The organism is Hymenobacter cellulosilyticus (assembly GCF_022919215.1).
GTDB classification, from domain to species: domain Bacteria; phylum Bacteroidota; class Bacteroidia; order Cytophagales; family Hymenobacteraceae; genus Hymenobacter; species Hymenobacter cellulosilyticus.
In genome coordinates this window covers 4,502,126-4,516,472 of sequence record NZ_CP095046.1, presented here as the reverse complement: position 1 = coordinate 4,516,472, position 14,347 = coordinate 4,502,126, and the positions used below count along the sequence as shown (strand labels likewise).

Genomic DNA, 14,347 nt, shown 5'->3' with positions numbered 1-14,347 from the left:
CTTATGCGAGAACACAACAAAAGATGGTTGCTAAGCAGAATGAAGACTTCAGGCAGCAAAAGGGAATATGTACAAAATGGGAGCTTTGCTGATGAACGGCACAAAAAAGTAAGGTTGCTGCTGGAGGAACTGCCGTATTATGAAAGCATAAAGTCTACTCCAAAAGTCTACAACGGTAAAATAAAATTTGATCTTCTGGTTCGTTTTTTACGCGGTAAGATTGGCTGTGACTGGGACGAAGTGTATTCAGAGATAATTAGTCGTATTCCGACTGCTTTACTGGAATATAAGGAATTTATATTCTGGTTTGTAGCTGATAAAGTGGAAATTGTCAACGAACAACTGTGGAATACAAAGACGCAAAAGTTTATCTGGACCGGAGAACCCTATGTGTTAAGACATATTTCAGAAATCAAGCTGAATCCTGAATTCAAGGAATTCTATGTGCATCTTATTACACATCAATTGATGCATATCCCACAAAGGTCATTTAAAAAAATAGCAGTAAAGTCATAACTACAGCGAGCTTTTACCTTACATTCCCTATGCCCGAACGTCCTTATACCTATTACGACTTTACCCTTAGCCTGTGTCCGCACTGCCTACGCCGCATCGAGGCCAAAATCGTCTTCGAAGACGGGCAGGTATTCATGCTCAAGCGCTGCCCCACCCACGGCCGGCAAAAGGTGCGCATCGCCACCGATGTAAAGTATTATAAGAGCATCCGCAACTACGTGAAGCCCAGCGAAACGCCGCGCCGCTTTAACACCGCCACCCACTACGGCTGCCCCTACGACTGCGGCCTCTGCACCGACCACGAGCAACACAGCTGCCTGACGGTCATTGAAATAACCGACCGCTGCAACCTGACCTGCCCCACCTGCTACGCCGAAAGCAGCCCCCACCACGGCCGGCACCGCACCCTGGAGGAAGTCGAGGCCATGATAGACGTACTGGTGCTCAACGAAGGGGAGCCCGACGTGGTCCAGATATCCGGCGGGGAGCCCACGCTGCACCCGCAGTTCTGGGAAATTCTGGATATGTGCAAGCGCAAGCCCATCAAGCACCTGATGGTGAACACCAACGGCGTGCGCCTGGCCAAGGACGAAGAATTTGTGGCCCGGCTGGCTACCTACGCCGGGGCTTTCGAGGTGTATCTGCAGTTCGACTCCTTTCGCGAAAACGTGCTGCTCACCATGCGGGGCCGCGACCTGCGCGAAGTCCGCCTCAAGGCCCTGGAGCACCTGAACAAGTACAACCTGAGCACCACGCTCGTCGTGACCCTGCAAAAGGGCCTCAACGACGACGAAATGGGCAGCATCATTGACTTTGCCCTGAAGCAACGCTGCGTGCGCGGCGTCACGTTTCAGCCCACCCAGGCCGCTGGCCGCCTTGACAACTTCAACCCCGAAACCGACTCGTTTTCCCTGACCGAGGTGCGTCAGGGCATCATTGCCCAAAGCCCGGTATTTACGGCCGCCGACTTGCTGCCCGTGCCCTGCAACCCCGACGCCCTGGCCATGGCCTACGCCCTCAAGCTGGAAGGCGAGGTCTACCCGCTGACCCGCTACATCGACCCCGCCGAGCTGCTCACCAACAGCAGCAACACCATCGTGTACGAGCGGGACCCCCGCCTGCGCCAGCACATGCTCCGCCTTTTCAGCACGGCCAACACTGTCGATACCGTGGTGCCCGACCTCAACCAGCTGCTTTGCTGCCTGCCCCAGGTGTCGGCGCCCAATCTGAGCTACGAAAACCTGTTCCGGGTCATTATCCTGCAGTTTATGGACGCCTGGAACTTCGACGTGCGGGCCGTGAAAAAGTCCTGCGTCCACATCGTGAGCAAGGATTTGAAGATTATTCCCTTCGAGACAATGAACATCTTCTACCGCGACCCGGAAAAGCTGGCCCGGTTAGAGGAACTGCGGGCCGAGCGGATAGATATTATTTGATGACTTATGCCTGCTACCCCGTCGAATACAAGGCGGCACCTCTACGCCTGGCCGCTAGGCATTAACCTGGTGATTCTATTGCTGCTGGCAAGACCTGTGTGGCCACATGTGTCTGGTCTCGGCCTGGCCTGTGTACTGCTAGCGGTATTTAACGCGGTAGTCGGGTTTGTATTTCTGTTCGTGGAGCGGCGGCGCGCTACAGGCTTTGCCGGGGGCTTTATCTTGTCGTTTCTGCTCTTACTGCTCATTGGCACTGGTATGTGTGCGAAAGAGGCGAAACACCAGGAAACGATAGAAGTAGAAGAAAATACGGTGCCCCCCAACGACTCTTCAAACCTACCCGTGCGTATGGAAAGGCCTGCTTTCGACAGTATAGTTTACAATAAGCCGCTAAGCGTAGTAGCTGCGGCCGAACTGCGCAAAATTTCCGTGCTATAGCCATGCAGACGCCGCCCACTCCCAAGAAAAGCCGTATTGGCCTGATTCTGCTCGTCAACCTGGGCATCTTGTTGGTGCTCCACGTAGTTCGGCAGTTGCTCGACAGCAGCGAGAGTATCTTCCTGTTCTTGCTTGGGCTGTCGTTTGTCAACGGCCTGCTGTTTCGGGCGGCGCTGCTCAACGGCAATAAGAAAAATAGCCTGGGCTTTTTGATGGCGGCCCTGCTGATCTTCCTCATCGGCTTTGGCGACTGCGCCACCCACCTCAAGCTGGGCAACATGCACTAACGCTATGGCCGAGAATTCTAAGCCCAACCAGCACGTTTTGCGCAACAACCTGCTGGGCATAGTGGCCGGCGCCGTGGTGCTGGGCGCTTTTGCCAAAGCTACTGACGGAGGTATTATGCTGGTGTTTAGTTATTTCTACCTGCTCCAGGTCGTAATTAATCTGGGAATAGGTCTGGTACAATTTTTCTTTCCCTCGCCGGGCCGGAGTGCCGCGCCTTATTTTCTGAGCGCCCTACTGGTGCTGCTTATCGGTTTTGGGGCCTGCACCACCATGATGGCTACGCTCGGGTAGGACTCGTCAACGGGAGCCAGAGATGTTGCCTTTAGCAGGACTGATCAACAAAAAAGGCCTTACCAATCACGGTAAGGCCTTTTTTGTTGTTACTGAACGGTAGTAAACGCCGGAATTAGTGGGAGTACACCGTGGTGTAGGTCGTCACCGGGCTGGTGCCTTCCGAATAATTGAGCCGTAGGGTAGAGGCGGTCAGTTCGGCAATGGAGTAGCGGCGCACGTTCTTGTCCTGCCGCACGGTCAGGGAGTCACCCTTGGCGTTGAGCTGCCAGGCGCCGGTGGTCAGGGCAGGCGCGTCCGTGGTGGCTTTCAGGGCGCCTTCACTGACGTTGTAGGCACCGCCGGCCTTGTATTCGATGGTGTTATCCAGCAGCCAGGGCTTCAGGCGGCCCACCAGGCTTACGGTGGGCACCTCGGCCGAACCGGCAGTAACGGTGCGGGAGGTGAGGTCCGTCAGGCGCCAGCCGCCGGCCGAGAGCAGGTCGGTGGCCGATTCGGATTTCACAGCTGCTGCTTCCTGACCGGGGCACTTACTTCTTCCAATTCTTTTTCACAGGCTGCCAACGATAAGGTAGCAGCGGCCAGGCTCAGGAAAATGGGCAGTTTCTTCATGAAAACGACAATAAGGTGAATGAAACATCACGCAATAACGCGTTGTAGCCGTGGGGCATAGGCAATGATTTTCTTCTTCCAACTACACAAACTCTTCGTCACACTTGCCTCGAAGATGCTGACCTAACCCAAAGGTAAAACGCTTCGTTCAGACTTTCGCGGAAAAAGACAATTATTCAAACATTTTGCTGCGATAGTTCAACTCGACAAATCAAACATAAAATTTTGTGCTACAGTAGGTATGGACACTTAAAAAGCCCTTCTATTGGTTAATAGAAGGGCTTTTTAAGTAGGTGAATAGTATTATTCTGCCTCGATTGGCGCGGGTTGGCAACGCGGACAAATGTAGGTAGCCCGGCCGCCAACGTAGCTTTTTTCTATCTCGGTCTTGGGGTGACGCGGACAGAAGCGGTGCTGCTCAGTTCCGGGCGTTGCGGAGTCGTCCCACTCCCGGGCATGAATCAGGAAGGAAGCCGGGAAGTGCCGGTAAGTTGCCTCGTGCCCAATGGCCGTGCTCAACACCAGCTGAATGGCACTGTGTAAGGCCGTAAACTCCTTGGTAGTAAGCGTATTTCCCCGACGCTCGGGGTGAATCCTTGCCTGAAACAGCACCTCGTCCACAATCCAGTTGCCTAATCCCGCCGTGATGCCCTGATCAAGCAGCAGGGGCTTGATCATCATCTTTTTCGTGCCTATCCTCTGCTGCAAATGCGTTGCTGTTACTTCCAGGGCATCAGGACCCAGCCTCTTGTCCTTCTGGTAATGGTCCACGCTTTCGGCGTGGCGGATGCGGCCAAACTTGCGTGGGTCGATAAAGGCTACCCTCATCCCGTCGGCCAGGTGCAGGGCCACGCGGGTAAAGCGCGGGGCGTCGTGGTCGTGCCGGTAGGCATTCACGTCGCCGGTCATACCAAAGTGCAGGGCCAGGGCCGACCCGTCGCTAAGCTCCAGAAAGCAGTTTTTGCCGATGCGGCGCGTGCCCGTTACGTGCTGGCCCACCAGGCGCTGGCGCAGGGTTTCCTCATCAGTGCCCAGCACGTGGGCGTCGCGCACTTCGAAAGCCGTAATGGGTTGGTGCAATACGACTTCGTCGAGGAAGCGGCGGTAGGTTTCAACTTCGGGTAGCTCGGGCACGGGCAGAAAGTAAGGGCGAAGAAAACGGAAAGCCTCCGCTGGCCCGCAGGCAAACGGAGGCTTTGGATAACACCCGCGGGCTGCCCGGAGTTGCACTACGGCCCAGCTATTTCGGGCGCGGCTACAGTTCCAGCTGTCCTGCTACCACTACCACGCCCTGCCCGCCGATGGTCACCGACTCGATATTCTCCCGCGGCCCGGCTACGGTAACCAGCACCGTACCAGCCCGGCCCATCCAGTGACCCTGCTCGGCCACAAACTCCGGGTTTGCGAGGTAGCCGTAGTGCCACAGAAATGCGGCCATGCCGCCGGTGGCCGAGCCCGTCACCGGGTCTTCGGCAATATCGGGTGGGGTGCCGAAGTGGCGGGCAAAGGTGTGGCCCGCATCAGTGGCCCCGCCCAGGCAAAACAGGTGGGGGCTGAAAAAGTCGCTGCTTTGGCGGTAGCGGGCAAAAGCCGCCGCGTCGGAAATATGGGCGCGGCGCAGCGCGTCCTGGTCGCGCAGCAGCAGCATAAGCTGGGGCGTGCCCGTGCTGACGGTTTGTACCTCTGAGCCGGGATACAAATCATCCGGGGTCAGGTCAAACAGCGGCAGGACCACGGCCGGGTCGTGCAGCTGCCCGAATACGGGCTTGCGCTGGGTCATCAGGACCTGGGCGGGCTCCTGCTGGGCAGCGGAAGTCAGCACGGCAATATCGATGGGCCCGTGTAGCAGCTCCAGCTGCAGGGTGGTGCGTGGCTGGGTGAGCGGCAGGCGGCCGGTATGCACCAGGGCCGTAACGGTGGCAATGGTAGGATGGCCGGCCAGCGGAATTTCCTCGGCCGGGGTGAAGTAGCGCACCCCAAACTCTGCTACTGTTGAGCGACGCACAAAGGCCGTTTCCGACTGGTTAAACTCCCGGGCCAGGCGCTGCATGGTTTCGGCCGAAAGGTCGTCGGCATCGAGTACTACGGCACAGGGGTTGCCGCCCAGGGCGGAGGTGGTGAAGGCATCAACCAGCAAAAAAGGATAGGTAGGCATTGGTAGCGGACAAAGCAGTGGAGCCGGCAAAGCTAGCACGAGGCAGAATATGGGCTAGCGGCCGGTGGCAAATCGGGTGAAAAAGAAAAAGGCCAGCTCCGGGAGAAGCTGGCTTTTGTACTCGTTCAGAGCAGAAATTATGACGGGTCGGAAAGCAGGCCGACCTGCTGGCCCTGGTTGTTGAACACCCCCCGTTGGCACTGATGTAGAGGCGGCGGTCCTGGCCATCAACCAGAATAAAGGGGAAGTCGGAGCTGGTGGAGCGAGTCACGCGGCCGACGACCTGGCCGGTCGATTTATTCTGCATCCGCACCACGTTCAGCTTGCTGGTCAGGTAATAGCGCTGCTGAGGATTGTCGCGGAACACGATTTGTCCGACCACGTTCATTGGCACGGCCGAGTTGGCAACGGTCCGAACCGGGGTGGGCGTACTGGCAATGGCTACTGGCGCGGCGGAGGGTGCCGTAGCGCGGCGGCTGGCAGCAATCTGGGTGTTGGCCTGCTGCCAGCCTTTGCTAATGGCGGAAAGACGGGTGGAGCGGCCGGGGTGGGTGGGCGAAGCTTCCTCATCGGAAACTACGGCCATACCCGCTTGGGCTTCGGCCAGGCTGGCGCCCATCTTGCGGAGCACAAAGCCCGAAAACTCGTCGGCCTCCAGCTCATCAGCGGGCTGGGAGCCGCCGGGGCGCAGGGTATGACCGTTGAGGTGGTGCCCCATTTCGTGAGCCAGAATGCTGATACCGGCCCAGTCGGTGCGGCCTGCCCGGTTCACAGAAGCCACAAACTGCGGGTTATAAAGCAAGAACCGTTTGCCGTTGTAAACCACGGCGGCCGCGTTTTGCACCTGGGAGGTAGCCTGCAGCTCAAAGCGCGGCTTGAGGCCCACCACGTCGGTGATTTCGCGCAGCACGTCACGGGTGGAGTTTTGGGCTACGGCGGAGTTTAGTATCAAAAACCACCCGGCAAGCATCAAACCTGCGAAGCGGCGAAAAATGCGGTAGTGGGTCATGGAAAAATCCTTTTGGCTGATACGACTACTAATTCAAGAACCCTGCCGAAAAAAGGGTCCTGCTGGGTAAGTAAGCGGCTATTAGGAAAACGAAAACCCGGCCATTTTCGTGCTGTACTACGCAAAAAACTACCGTGAGCCCAGGCTTCGGCTTCAGAAAAGACAATGCTGCCCAGCCCTGCTCAGGTAGAAAGAGCTGCGGGTGGCGCTAAGGGTTGCTTGCCGATGCCGGACAAAAAAACCGTCATGCTGGCCTTAGTCAGCATGACGGTTTGACGGGTTTGAGCACTGAACTGAGCCTTAGACCTTTTCCAGCTGCTTGGCGGCCGCCGGCGCGGGCCGCTCCCCAATTTGCTGACGCCACATGGCGTAGTACAGGCCTTTAAGGGCCAGTAGCTCGTCGTGGCGGCCCTGCTCGGCAATATGGCCGCGTTCCAGCACGAAGATTTTATCAGCGTGCAGGATGGTGCTCAACCGGTGGGCAATCAGAATGGTGATGTGCTGCCGGGAGCCCGACAACTCCCGCACCGTAGTGCTGATTTCTTCCTCCGTCAGAGAGTCGAGCGAGGAGGTGGCCTCGTCGAAAACCAGCAGGGTGGGGTGGCGCAGTAAGGCCCGGGCGATGCTAAGGCGCTGCTTTTCGCCCCCGATACTTTCACGCCGCCTTCCCCAATAACGGTGTCCAGACCCAGCGGGGCGCGGGCCAACAGCCCGTCGGCGGCGGCCTGGTGCAGGGCGTGCAGGCATTCCTCGTCGGTGGCATTAGGCGCCACGAAGAGCAGGTTTTCGCGGATAGTGCCGGCAAACAGCTGAGTGTCCTGGGTGACAAAGCCGATTTGCTCCCGGAGCTGGTCGAGGTCCAGCTCGGTGCCGGGAATGTCGTTGTAGCGAATCTGGCCCGCAAGGGGCGGGTAAAGGCCTACTAGGAGCTTAACCAGCGTGGTTTTGCCCGAGCCGGAAGGACCCACGAAGGCAATGGTTTCGCCCAGGCGGGTGTCGAAGGAAATACCGTCCAGGGCTGAATTGGAGGCCGATAGGTGCTTGAAGCGGACGTCGTCGAAAGACAGGGTCTGAATCTGGTTGATAACCTGGGGGTGGGTAGGCTTCACTTCCTTGGGCGTGTCGAGAATCAGCTGGAAATTGGCCAAAGAAGCCTCCGTTTCGCGGTACACGTTGATAATGCTGCCCATTTCCTGCAGCGGCCCGAAGATGGCAAACGAGTAAATAAAGAAGGAGAAGAACTCGCCGGGCGAAATCAGCTTCTGCACCACCAGAAACACCAGCATGAGCAGAATCACGTTGCGCATCAGGTTCACGAAGGTGCCTTGCACAAACGACAAAGAGCGCAGGTAGCGCACCTTTTTGAGCTCCAGCTTGAGGATTTTGTCGGTAGTGGCGCTCAGGCGCTGGGTTTCCTGCTGGGCCAGCCCCAGGCTTTTAATCAGCTCAATGTTGCGCAGACTTTCGGTAGTGGAACCGGCCAGGGCCGTGGTTTCGGCCACAATGGTTTTCTGGATAACCTTGATGCGCTTGCTCAAAAACAAGCTCAGGGAGCCCAGAAAAGGAATAGTCAGGAAATAGACCACCGCAATGGGCCAGTACACGCTGATGGCGTACCAGGATACGAACAGGATGGCGACCAGGGAAATGAACAGCACGTTGACAAAGCTTTGAATGAGCTTTTCCACGTCGGTGCGCACCTTTTGGAGCTTGCCCAGGGTTTCGCCCGAGCGCTGGTCCTCAAACACCTGGTAGGGCAACTCCAGGGAGTGGCGCAGTCCGTCGGAATAGAGCTCGGCCCCCAAGCGCTGGGTAATGACGTTGGTATAGTAATCCTGGAAGTTTTTGGCGATGCGCGACACCATGGCTACGCCCAAAGCTTTGAGAATCAGGAGTCCGGCGCCCCCCAGTAGGAATTGCCAGAAGTGGGGCGGCGCAGTGCTCTGCAGGGAGGGCGTGACGTACCGGTCGATAATCTGCCGCAGGATGTAGGGGTCGAGCAGGGAGAATATCTGGTTGATGGCCGCAAGCAGCAGGGCCAGCCCCAGCAAGCCCCAGTAGTTGCGCAGGTAGCTATAAAGAAGTTTCATGTGTGGCGAGAGAGGGAAAAGCTCGGGTAGAAAGCCGCAAGCCCGGCAAGAAGTTTTGACGACTTCGCTCCGGCCTCGGTCAACAGCCAGCCTGAAGCGGAGGCTGTAAGATACTATCCGCCCGTTGGTAAGGCCCGGCCAAGCCTGAGGCCCGGTTAGTTGGCTGTGGGCAAGGACCTCGTACACAAGGATGCACATCGGTAGCGCAGGATACAGCAAAACCCGGTTGGCCAGCAGTACGCAGCCGGCCAACCGGGTTTTATTCAGCTCAAAAGGGCATCTGCTTACCCCTTGGGCGGGGCCACGGGCGGCACGGGCAGGTGGATTTTGCCCATCACCTGTCCCCGGCCTTCGATGGATTCCATCTGAATCAGCAGCTCGATGGGTGAACCAGAGCCAGCTACTTTCACCGGCAGTTCCTTGGGCTTGAAGGTGAACGGGCTGCCCTGGACCCGGAGCGTGAGCTGGCCTGCCCGCACGGGCTCCCAGCCCGAAGCCAGCACCAGTTCGAAGCGGCCGTTTTCGTCGGTTACGGTTCCGTATTGAGTATCGTTGATGAACAGGAAAGCCCCAGCCACGCCCGGTCCCTGGGGCCCGTCGAGCACCTGCCCGCGAATCACCACCGGCTGCTGTTGCTGCCCGGCAGTAGTAGGAGCAGGCGCGGCGGCCGTAGTAGGCGGCTGCTGGGGTGGCTGGGTGGCGCATGAGGAAACGGACTGCCAGCCCAGCAAAGCCAGACCCGCCAGCGCCCAGCGCCGCCACCAACTCACCGGAGGAGGGGCCAACTGAGTAGCGTAGGCATTGGCGCACACCGGCCGCCCGCCCTGCCGCGCCAGAAACGCCAGAATCTCGGCCTCGCTCAGGCGGGTGAAGTCGACTACTTCGGTGGCACAGACGGCGCAGTGCCGGCCCGCCTCGGTGGGCGACATACTGGCCCAGGGTTGAGCACAGGGCTGGGGAATGGAAATCTGGGAAGTAGCCATACGGCAAGATATTGCTTTTGGAATAATGCAGGGAAAGAAGCGTGCTATGCCAAAAGACGCCGCTTTCGTGTGTCCTTGGGAGGACGCAGGACATTCCGCAAATCAAGCGGCGTCAATCCGTCCTCTAAAATGTGCTGGGTATTCCGAAGGTAAAAGTCCCTTACTCCAGTTGGAAGAAAGGGCTTTCTGGGTAAGGGGCGGGTGGTGCTTTGCAGAGGACGGATTGCTTCGGCTTACGCCTCGCAATGACACTCACTTTGATCAAGCAGCTTAACTTGTGGCTTCGCCGGCGGTGCTGGCTACCAGGCGGGTGCTGCCGGGTACCATGGGCGGCTCGGGCGGCAGGGGCAGGGCGTGCTGGGCCAGCAGGTGGGCAATGACGGGGGCCTTTGGGCCAATGTGAAACTGCCGGGCCCGGATTTTGAGCTCGGCTTCTTCCCGGCTCACGCCCCGCTCGTGCTGCTGCTCGTGCTCTTCCCAGGTTTCGACCATGAAGTATTCCACCAAGCGGGTAGGGTCAGCCAAGTCGGCGTAGGTGCCGACGCGGATGGCACCCTCGCGGCGGCGGATGTCGGCCAGCTGATCCATAATAAACACGAAAGCCTGGCGGTGCTCGGGGCTACGTGGTAGGTAGTAGTAACAATGACCGGCCCCTGGGTCGGTACGGGCTCTTCGGCCAGCACGGGCTCCAGGCGGGGCCGGGCCGGGGTGAAGTCCGGGGCTTCGCCGCTGCGCAGGGCAAAGCGCAGCACCAGCAAGGTGCTGAGCAGCAGCCAGGCGGCTGCCCCGGCCAAGGCCCAGGAAATATCAACCCGCTCGGCTACGCCGCCCCACACGATGCTGCCCAAGGCCATGCCGCCCTGAATGGTGAGCAGGTACAGGCTGATGGTGCGGGCCTGCACCCAGCGCGGCACCACGGTTTGCACGCCCACGCTAAAGGAGTTGAGCACCAGCATCCAGGCCAGGCCCACCAGGGTCAGCAAGCCGTAAAGCAGCCAGTGGTTGTTGGCAAATGCCAGGCCCAGCAAGCCCGCCGCAAAGGCTACGGTAGCGGCCGTTACGCGCCAGTTGATGCTCAGGTATTTGTTGAGCCGGGGCAGAATAACAGCGCCCAGCACGGCGCCCAAACCCATGCAGGAAAGCAGCAAGGAGTAGAAGGAGGTAGGTTCGTGCAGGCGACGGGCCACCACGGCGGGCATCAGGGCAAACAGGGCGCTGGCCCCGAAGGTGAAGCTTACGCCGCGCACCAGAATATTTTGCACCGGCGGGGCGTAGCGGGCGTAGCGGATGCCGCCCCGAATGGCAGCCAGAATACGCTCCCCGGCCAGAGGTGAGGTAGCCTGGGGCTCCCGCTTCCAGCTCCAGACCATGTACATGGTAGCCAGAAACGAAATGCCGTTGATCAGAAAAGCCGCGCCGGCCGAGAAGTAGCCGATTACCAAGCCGCCCAAGGCTGGCCCAAAGGCCCGGGCCAGGTTGAAGCTCACGCTGTTGAGGGCAATGGCCTGGGGCAGCTCGGCGCGGGGTACCAGTTCGGGCGTCACGGTTTGCCACACGGGGTTATTGATGGCTCCGCCCAGACCCAGCAAGAAGGTGAGCAGCAGCAGCAACCAGGGCGTAGTAAAGCCCAGCAGCGTAACGGTGGCCAGCACCAGGGCCGTGCCCGCCATCCAGGTCTGGGTGAGCAGCAGCATCTTGCGGCGGTCTACCAGGTCGGCCAGGGCGCCAGCTGGTAGACTGAGCAGGAATACCGGCAGGGCCGAAGCCGTTTGCAGCAAGGAAACCAGAATGGGCGAGGGCGTAAGCTCGGTCATCAACCCCACGGCCCCACGTTTTGCATCCAGGTGCCGATGTTCGACACGAAGGAGGCAATCCAGAGCATGCGGAAAAACGGAATCCGCAGGGGGTAAAGGGCGAGGTGCTGGCAGGCGCAGCGGGGGCAGCAGAAACGGAAGCAGGCATATCCCTCTCAATACTCAGGACCGCAGCCCGGAGTTGCCCTAGTCTTTCAGAAGTAAGTCAACGCCGCCTTTACTTTTTCCTCTGTCATCCTGAACGCAGTGCAGGGCCTGCCTCAAATTTCTACCGAAGCTCCCGATACTGAAAAAAGCCCTTTACCAAGTTGATGGTAAAGGGCTTTCTACGTTGAGTTATGCTTGTCACTCAGGTGAGGAAGGTCCTTCGCAAGCTCAGGATGACAGAGGCAGCGAGGACTAGCAGCTTTAGAAGTGCTACTAGTTTCTCAGCGGCTAGTGGTGGCGCAGGGCGGCTTGGGCGTCGGGCACGACGCCGAGCTGGCGCACCTCGCCTTTCTCCCAGGCGTCGGCACCGGGCGCTACGGGCGGGGCCACGATGTCGGCCCGCTGCTGCCGCTTCTGCTTCGAGGAAATACCCAGGCGCTTATCCCGCTGGGCCACCATGTTGGTATCAATCTGGCCGTCCTTGGTAAAGCCCATCATGAGTAGGGGCGTGCCCAGGGGCAGGGTTTTGTCGCGGTCGGTGTGCCAGGTGTGGAAGGTCTTGCCGTAGGTTGAAACCAGCTGTTCCATCAGCTCGTGCTCGGCCACGTCCGGAATGCCCGGTGCTACCAGCGTGCCCGATTTTACCTCGTGGGCGTGGCTGTGCCAGAGGGGCTTTTCTTCGGCGGGCAGCTGCTCAAACAGCTTTCTGGACACGATGTACTCGATGCCCATAATCTTGGCGTCGGGCCCGTTGCCGTCGTAAATTACGCACTGGGTCACGTCCTCGTTGAGCTTGGCGCAGAAGTGATGGGCTTCCATCTGCTGGCCCAGGGCCCCGTTGTAGAAGTGGAATCCGTCGAGGTACATGTTGAGCTTCTGCAGGGGCTCCTTGCCCTGGAGCACGTCGGCCCCGGCTTCCAGCACCCGCGTCTTGGCCGACTTATCCGCGCCCGGGGCCTCTACCGGGGAGCGGGTATTGTTGTCGCCGCAGGCGGTAATCAGCACGGCGGCCGTCAGTAAGGTGGGTAGGCGAAGCGGGGAGAAGCGCAGCATACGGAAAGAGGTTAGGTGGAGAAGGGGCAGGGTAAAAAAACGAACAAGCCCCCGGAAAGTTATTCCCGGAGGCTTGTAACCGGTAATCAGGCTAGGTGCCAGACTATCGGGCGCTCAACTTGCTGGGAGCAGTTGAACCGGCTCCGCGCAATAGGTCGTGTAAGGGTAAGAAAAGGCAAATAGAACGGTCAAAACTCTAGGCCTGGGCCGCCGCGCCGTAGGGCAGCAATTCATTCGACCAGGCCACGCTGCGCTGGTCAGCGGTGGAGTCTTCCTGGTCAATCTGGAATACTTTGTCGAGGTGGAGCACGCGCAGGGCGCGCAGCAGCCGCGAATCCACGTTGCGCAGCAGCACCCGGGCCCCGGACGCCTGCAGGGTGAGCAGCTGGGAGGTGAAGTAGGCCACGCCCCGGGTGCGCAGGCAGCGCAGGTTCTGGCAGTCGATGAGCAGGCGGGGCGGCGCAGCTTGTTGTAGCGCATCAGCAGGCGGGCCAGCTCCATGGGCTTGATTTCGTCGAAGTTCACCCGGATTAAATAGGGCGTGAAATCGTTGGCGGCGGAGTTTGCTAAGTTGTTCATGGTTGTGGCGGGTGAAAGGGCGGAAAGACAGTTCCCACTGGGCTCCAGAAGCAAGGAACCCAACCCCTACGGTCGGTACAGTTGAGGTCGTAACTGTCGGAAAGTAAAAATAGTCAACACGTTACGAAAATAACAGGGTATTTACCGCATTTCGCGCTGTGGTTACTACGGATTAGCTTATCCGGGTTTGGCGTAACCAGACTCGGGCCGGCAAAGCCCTAGACCAGGCTAGGCCAGGGCCTGAGCCAGGCGGGCCGGACGCACGCGCATGCGGCCCAGCTCCCAGGTGTGGCTGCCGGTGTGCAGGCGGTCCAGACTGAACGCCCCGCGCAGGCTGCGGCCCGCGAAGGTGAGCTGCAGGTGGCCGGCGCGCAGTTCTTTCTCCAGGTGCCGGGCCTGGTCGGCGGGGCATTTGCGCAGCAGGCAGGTGCCTTCGTCGATAATCTGGGCGGGTAGGGGCAGCGTGCCGGTAGCTTCTACCAGGTAGGCCGAGGGCATCGATTGAGATTGGGTCAGGGAGGAGGCCGGCAGAATCCAGTGGGCCAGCTGCCGCTCCCGGCAAAACAGGGTCAGGTGCAGGTAGGAAGCCTCCTGGGCGGACTGGCGCAGCACAAACCGCAGCGTATCGGTGGCCAGGCTGCAAGGATTCACTATCGAAGGAGTGTCGAAGGAGTAGGCCGGGCGCCGGCCGGCTTCGGGCTGACGGCGCCGAGTTACCGGGGATAAGTCCAGAAAGGAAACCTGACCCAGGCAGCTGGGTAATGCCGTAGTAAACTGGTGATTCATAGCTTCAAAGTGTGTGTAGGGTACTAACGAGGGCGGCGGGTAGCAACACGAAGTAGAGAAAAGAGAGACTACCGAAAAAAAGTAAACTGGGGGAGGGAATTGTTCAAAGTAAACGAGGGGCAGCCTTTTTTTGCTCAGGGTATTCTACGG

The 14,347-nt window shown here is 59.1% G+C and carries 12 protein-coding genes and 2 pseudogenes; 4 read left to right on the top strand and 10 right to left on the bottom strand.

Features of this window, described 5'->3' with window-relative positions; all coding sequences use genetic code 11:
* Positions 1–3 precede the first annotated feature (3 nt).
* From MUN79_RS22215 to MUN79_RS22200, 4 genes are all read left to right on the top strand, one after another.
* Entirely contained in the window at positions 4–516 is a 513-nt protein-coding gene (locus tag MUN79_RS22215) for a hypothetical protein (RefSeq protein WP_244674727.1), read from the top strand.
* Between the two features lie 29 nt (positions 517–545).
* Complete coding sequence (locus MUN79_RS22210; protein ID WP_244674726.1) at positions 546–1,952, top strand: radical SAM protein; 1,407 nt, start codon at positions 546–548, stop codon at positions 1,950–1,952.
* A gap of 440 nt (positions 1,953–2,392) precedes the next feature.
* A complete protein-coding gene (locus tag MUN79_RS22205) occupies positions 2,393–2,677 on the top strand; it encodes a hypothetical protein (RefSeq protein ID WP_244674725.1) in 285 nt (94 codons plus the stop codon).
* Positions 2,678–2,681: 4 nt separating this feature from the next.
* Positions 2,682–2,969: a hypothetical protein gene (locus MUN79_RS22200; protein ID WP_244674724.1), complete on the top strand. Its 288-nt coding sequence runs from the start codon at positions 2,682–2,684 to the stop codon at positions 2,967–2,969.
* Between the two features lie 115 nt (positions 2,970–3,084).
* On the opposite strand, the gene MUN79_RS22195 is transcribed toward MUN79_RS22200, so the two are convergent.
* The 10 genes and pseudogenes from MUN79_RS22195 to MUN79_RS22150 form a co-directional block, all read right to left on the bottom strand.
* The gene (locus MUN79_RS22195) at positions 3,085–3,474 is read right to left on the bottom strand and encodes a hypothetical protein (protein WP_244674723.1); all 390 of its coding nucleotides are present in this window, start codon (positions 3,472–3,474) and stop codon (positions 3,085–3,087) included.
* Between the two features lie 410 nt (positions 3,475–3,884).
* On the bottom strand, positions 3,885–4,715 hold the full coding sequence (mutM, locus tag MUN79_RS22190) for a DNA-formamidopyrimidine glycosylase (RefSeq protein WP_244674722.1): 831 nt from the start codon (positions 4,713–4,715) through the stop codon (positions 3,885–3,887).
* Between the two features lie 121 nt (positions 4,716–4,836).
* The gene (locus MUN79_RS22185) at positions 4,837–5,736 is read right to left on the bottom strand and encodes a PhzF family protein (protein ID WP_244674721.1); all 900 of its coding nucleotides are present in this window, start codon (positions 5,734–5,736) and stop codon (positions 4,837–4,839) included.
* Positions 5,708–6,688 (bottom strand): M48 family metalloprotease, encoded by a 981-nt coding sequence (locus tag MUN79_RS22180; RefSeq protein ID WP_244674720.1) that lies wholly within the window; start codon positions 6,686–6,688, stop codon positions 5,708–5,710. Before MUN79_RS22180 ends, MUN79_RS22185 begins: the two co-directional genes overlap by 29 nt.
* A gap of 357 nt (positions 6,689–7,045) precedes the next feature.
* Positions 7,046–8,835 (bottom strand): annotated as a pseudogene (locus MUN79_RS22175) (ABC transporter ATP-binding protein).
* 284 nt (positions 8,836–9,119) lie between these two features.
* Complete coding sequence (locus MUN79_RS22170) at positions 9,120–9,818, bottom strand: carboxypeptidase-like regulatory domain-containing protein (protein ID WP_244674719.1); 699 nt, start codon at positions 9,816–9,818, stop codon at positions 9,120–9,122.
* Between the two features lie 270 nt (positions 9,819–10,088).
* Positions 10,089–11,700, bottom strand: a pseudogene (locus MUN79_RS22165) (MFS transporter).
* Between the two features lie 367 nt (positions 11,701–12,067).
* Entirely contained in the window at positions 12,068–12,832 is a 765-nt protein-coding gene (locus MUN79_RS22160) for an OBAP family protein (RefSeq protein ID WP_244674718.1), read from the bottom strand.
* A 196-nt stretch (positions 12,833–13,028) separates the two neighbouring features.
* Positions 13,029–13,238 carry a hypothetical protein gene (locus tag MUN79_RS22155; protein ID WP_244674717.1) on the bottom strand — a complete coding sequence of 70 codons (210 nt, stop codon included), beginning with the start codon at positions 13,236–13,238 and terminating at the stop codon, positions 13,029–13,031.
* Positions 13,239–13,639: 401 nt separating this feature from the next.
* Entirely contained in the window at positions 13,640–14,197 is a 558-nt protein-coding gene (locus tag MUN79_RS22150; protein WP_244674716.1) for a hypothetical protein, read from the bottom strand.
* Positions 14,198–14,347: the final 150 nt, after the last annotated feature.

Bases quoted from the DNA above. Each gene is read 5' to 3' on its own strand.
- MUN79_RS22215 (WP_244674727.1), top strand. From the start codon at position 4: ATGCGAGAACACAACAAAAGATGGTTGCTAAGCAGAATGAAGACTTCA.
- MUN79_RS22200 (WP_244674724.1), top strand. From the start codon at position 2,682: ATGGCCGAGAATTCTAAGCCCAACCAGCACGTTTTGCGCAACAACCTG.
- MUN79_RS22205 (WP_244674725.1), top strand. From the start codon at position 2,393: ATGCAGACGCCGCCCACTCCCAAGAAAAGCCGTATTGGCCTGATTCTG.
- MUN79_RS22170 (WP_244674719.1), bottom strand. From the start codon at position 9,818: ATGGCTACTTCCCAGATTTCCATTCCCCAGCCCTGTGCTCAACCCTGG.
- MUN79_RS22150 (WP_244674716.1), bottom strand. From the start codon at position 14,197: ATGAATCACCAGTTTACTACGGCATTACCCAGCTGCCTGGGTCAGGTT.
- MUN79_RS22160 (WP_244674718.1), bottom strand. From the start codon at position 12,832: ATGCTGCGCTTCTCCCCGCTTCGCCTACCCACCTTACTGACGGCCGCC.
- MUN79_RS22185 (WP_244674721.1), bottom strand. From the start codon at position 5,736: ATGCCTACCTATCCTTTTTTGCTGGTTGATGCCTTCACCACCTCCGCC.
- MUN79_RS22210 (WP_244674726.1), top strand. From the start codon at position 546: ATGCCCGAACGTCCTTATACCTATTACGACTTTACCCTTAGCCTGTGT.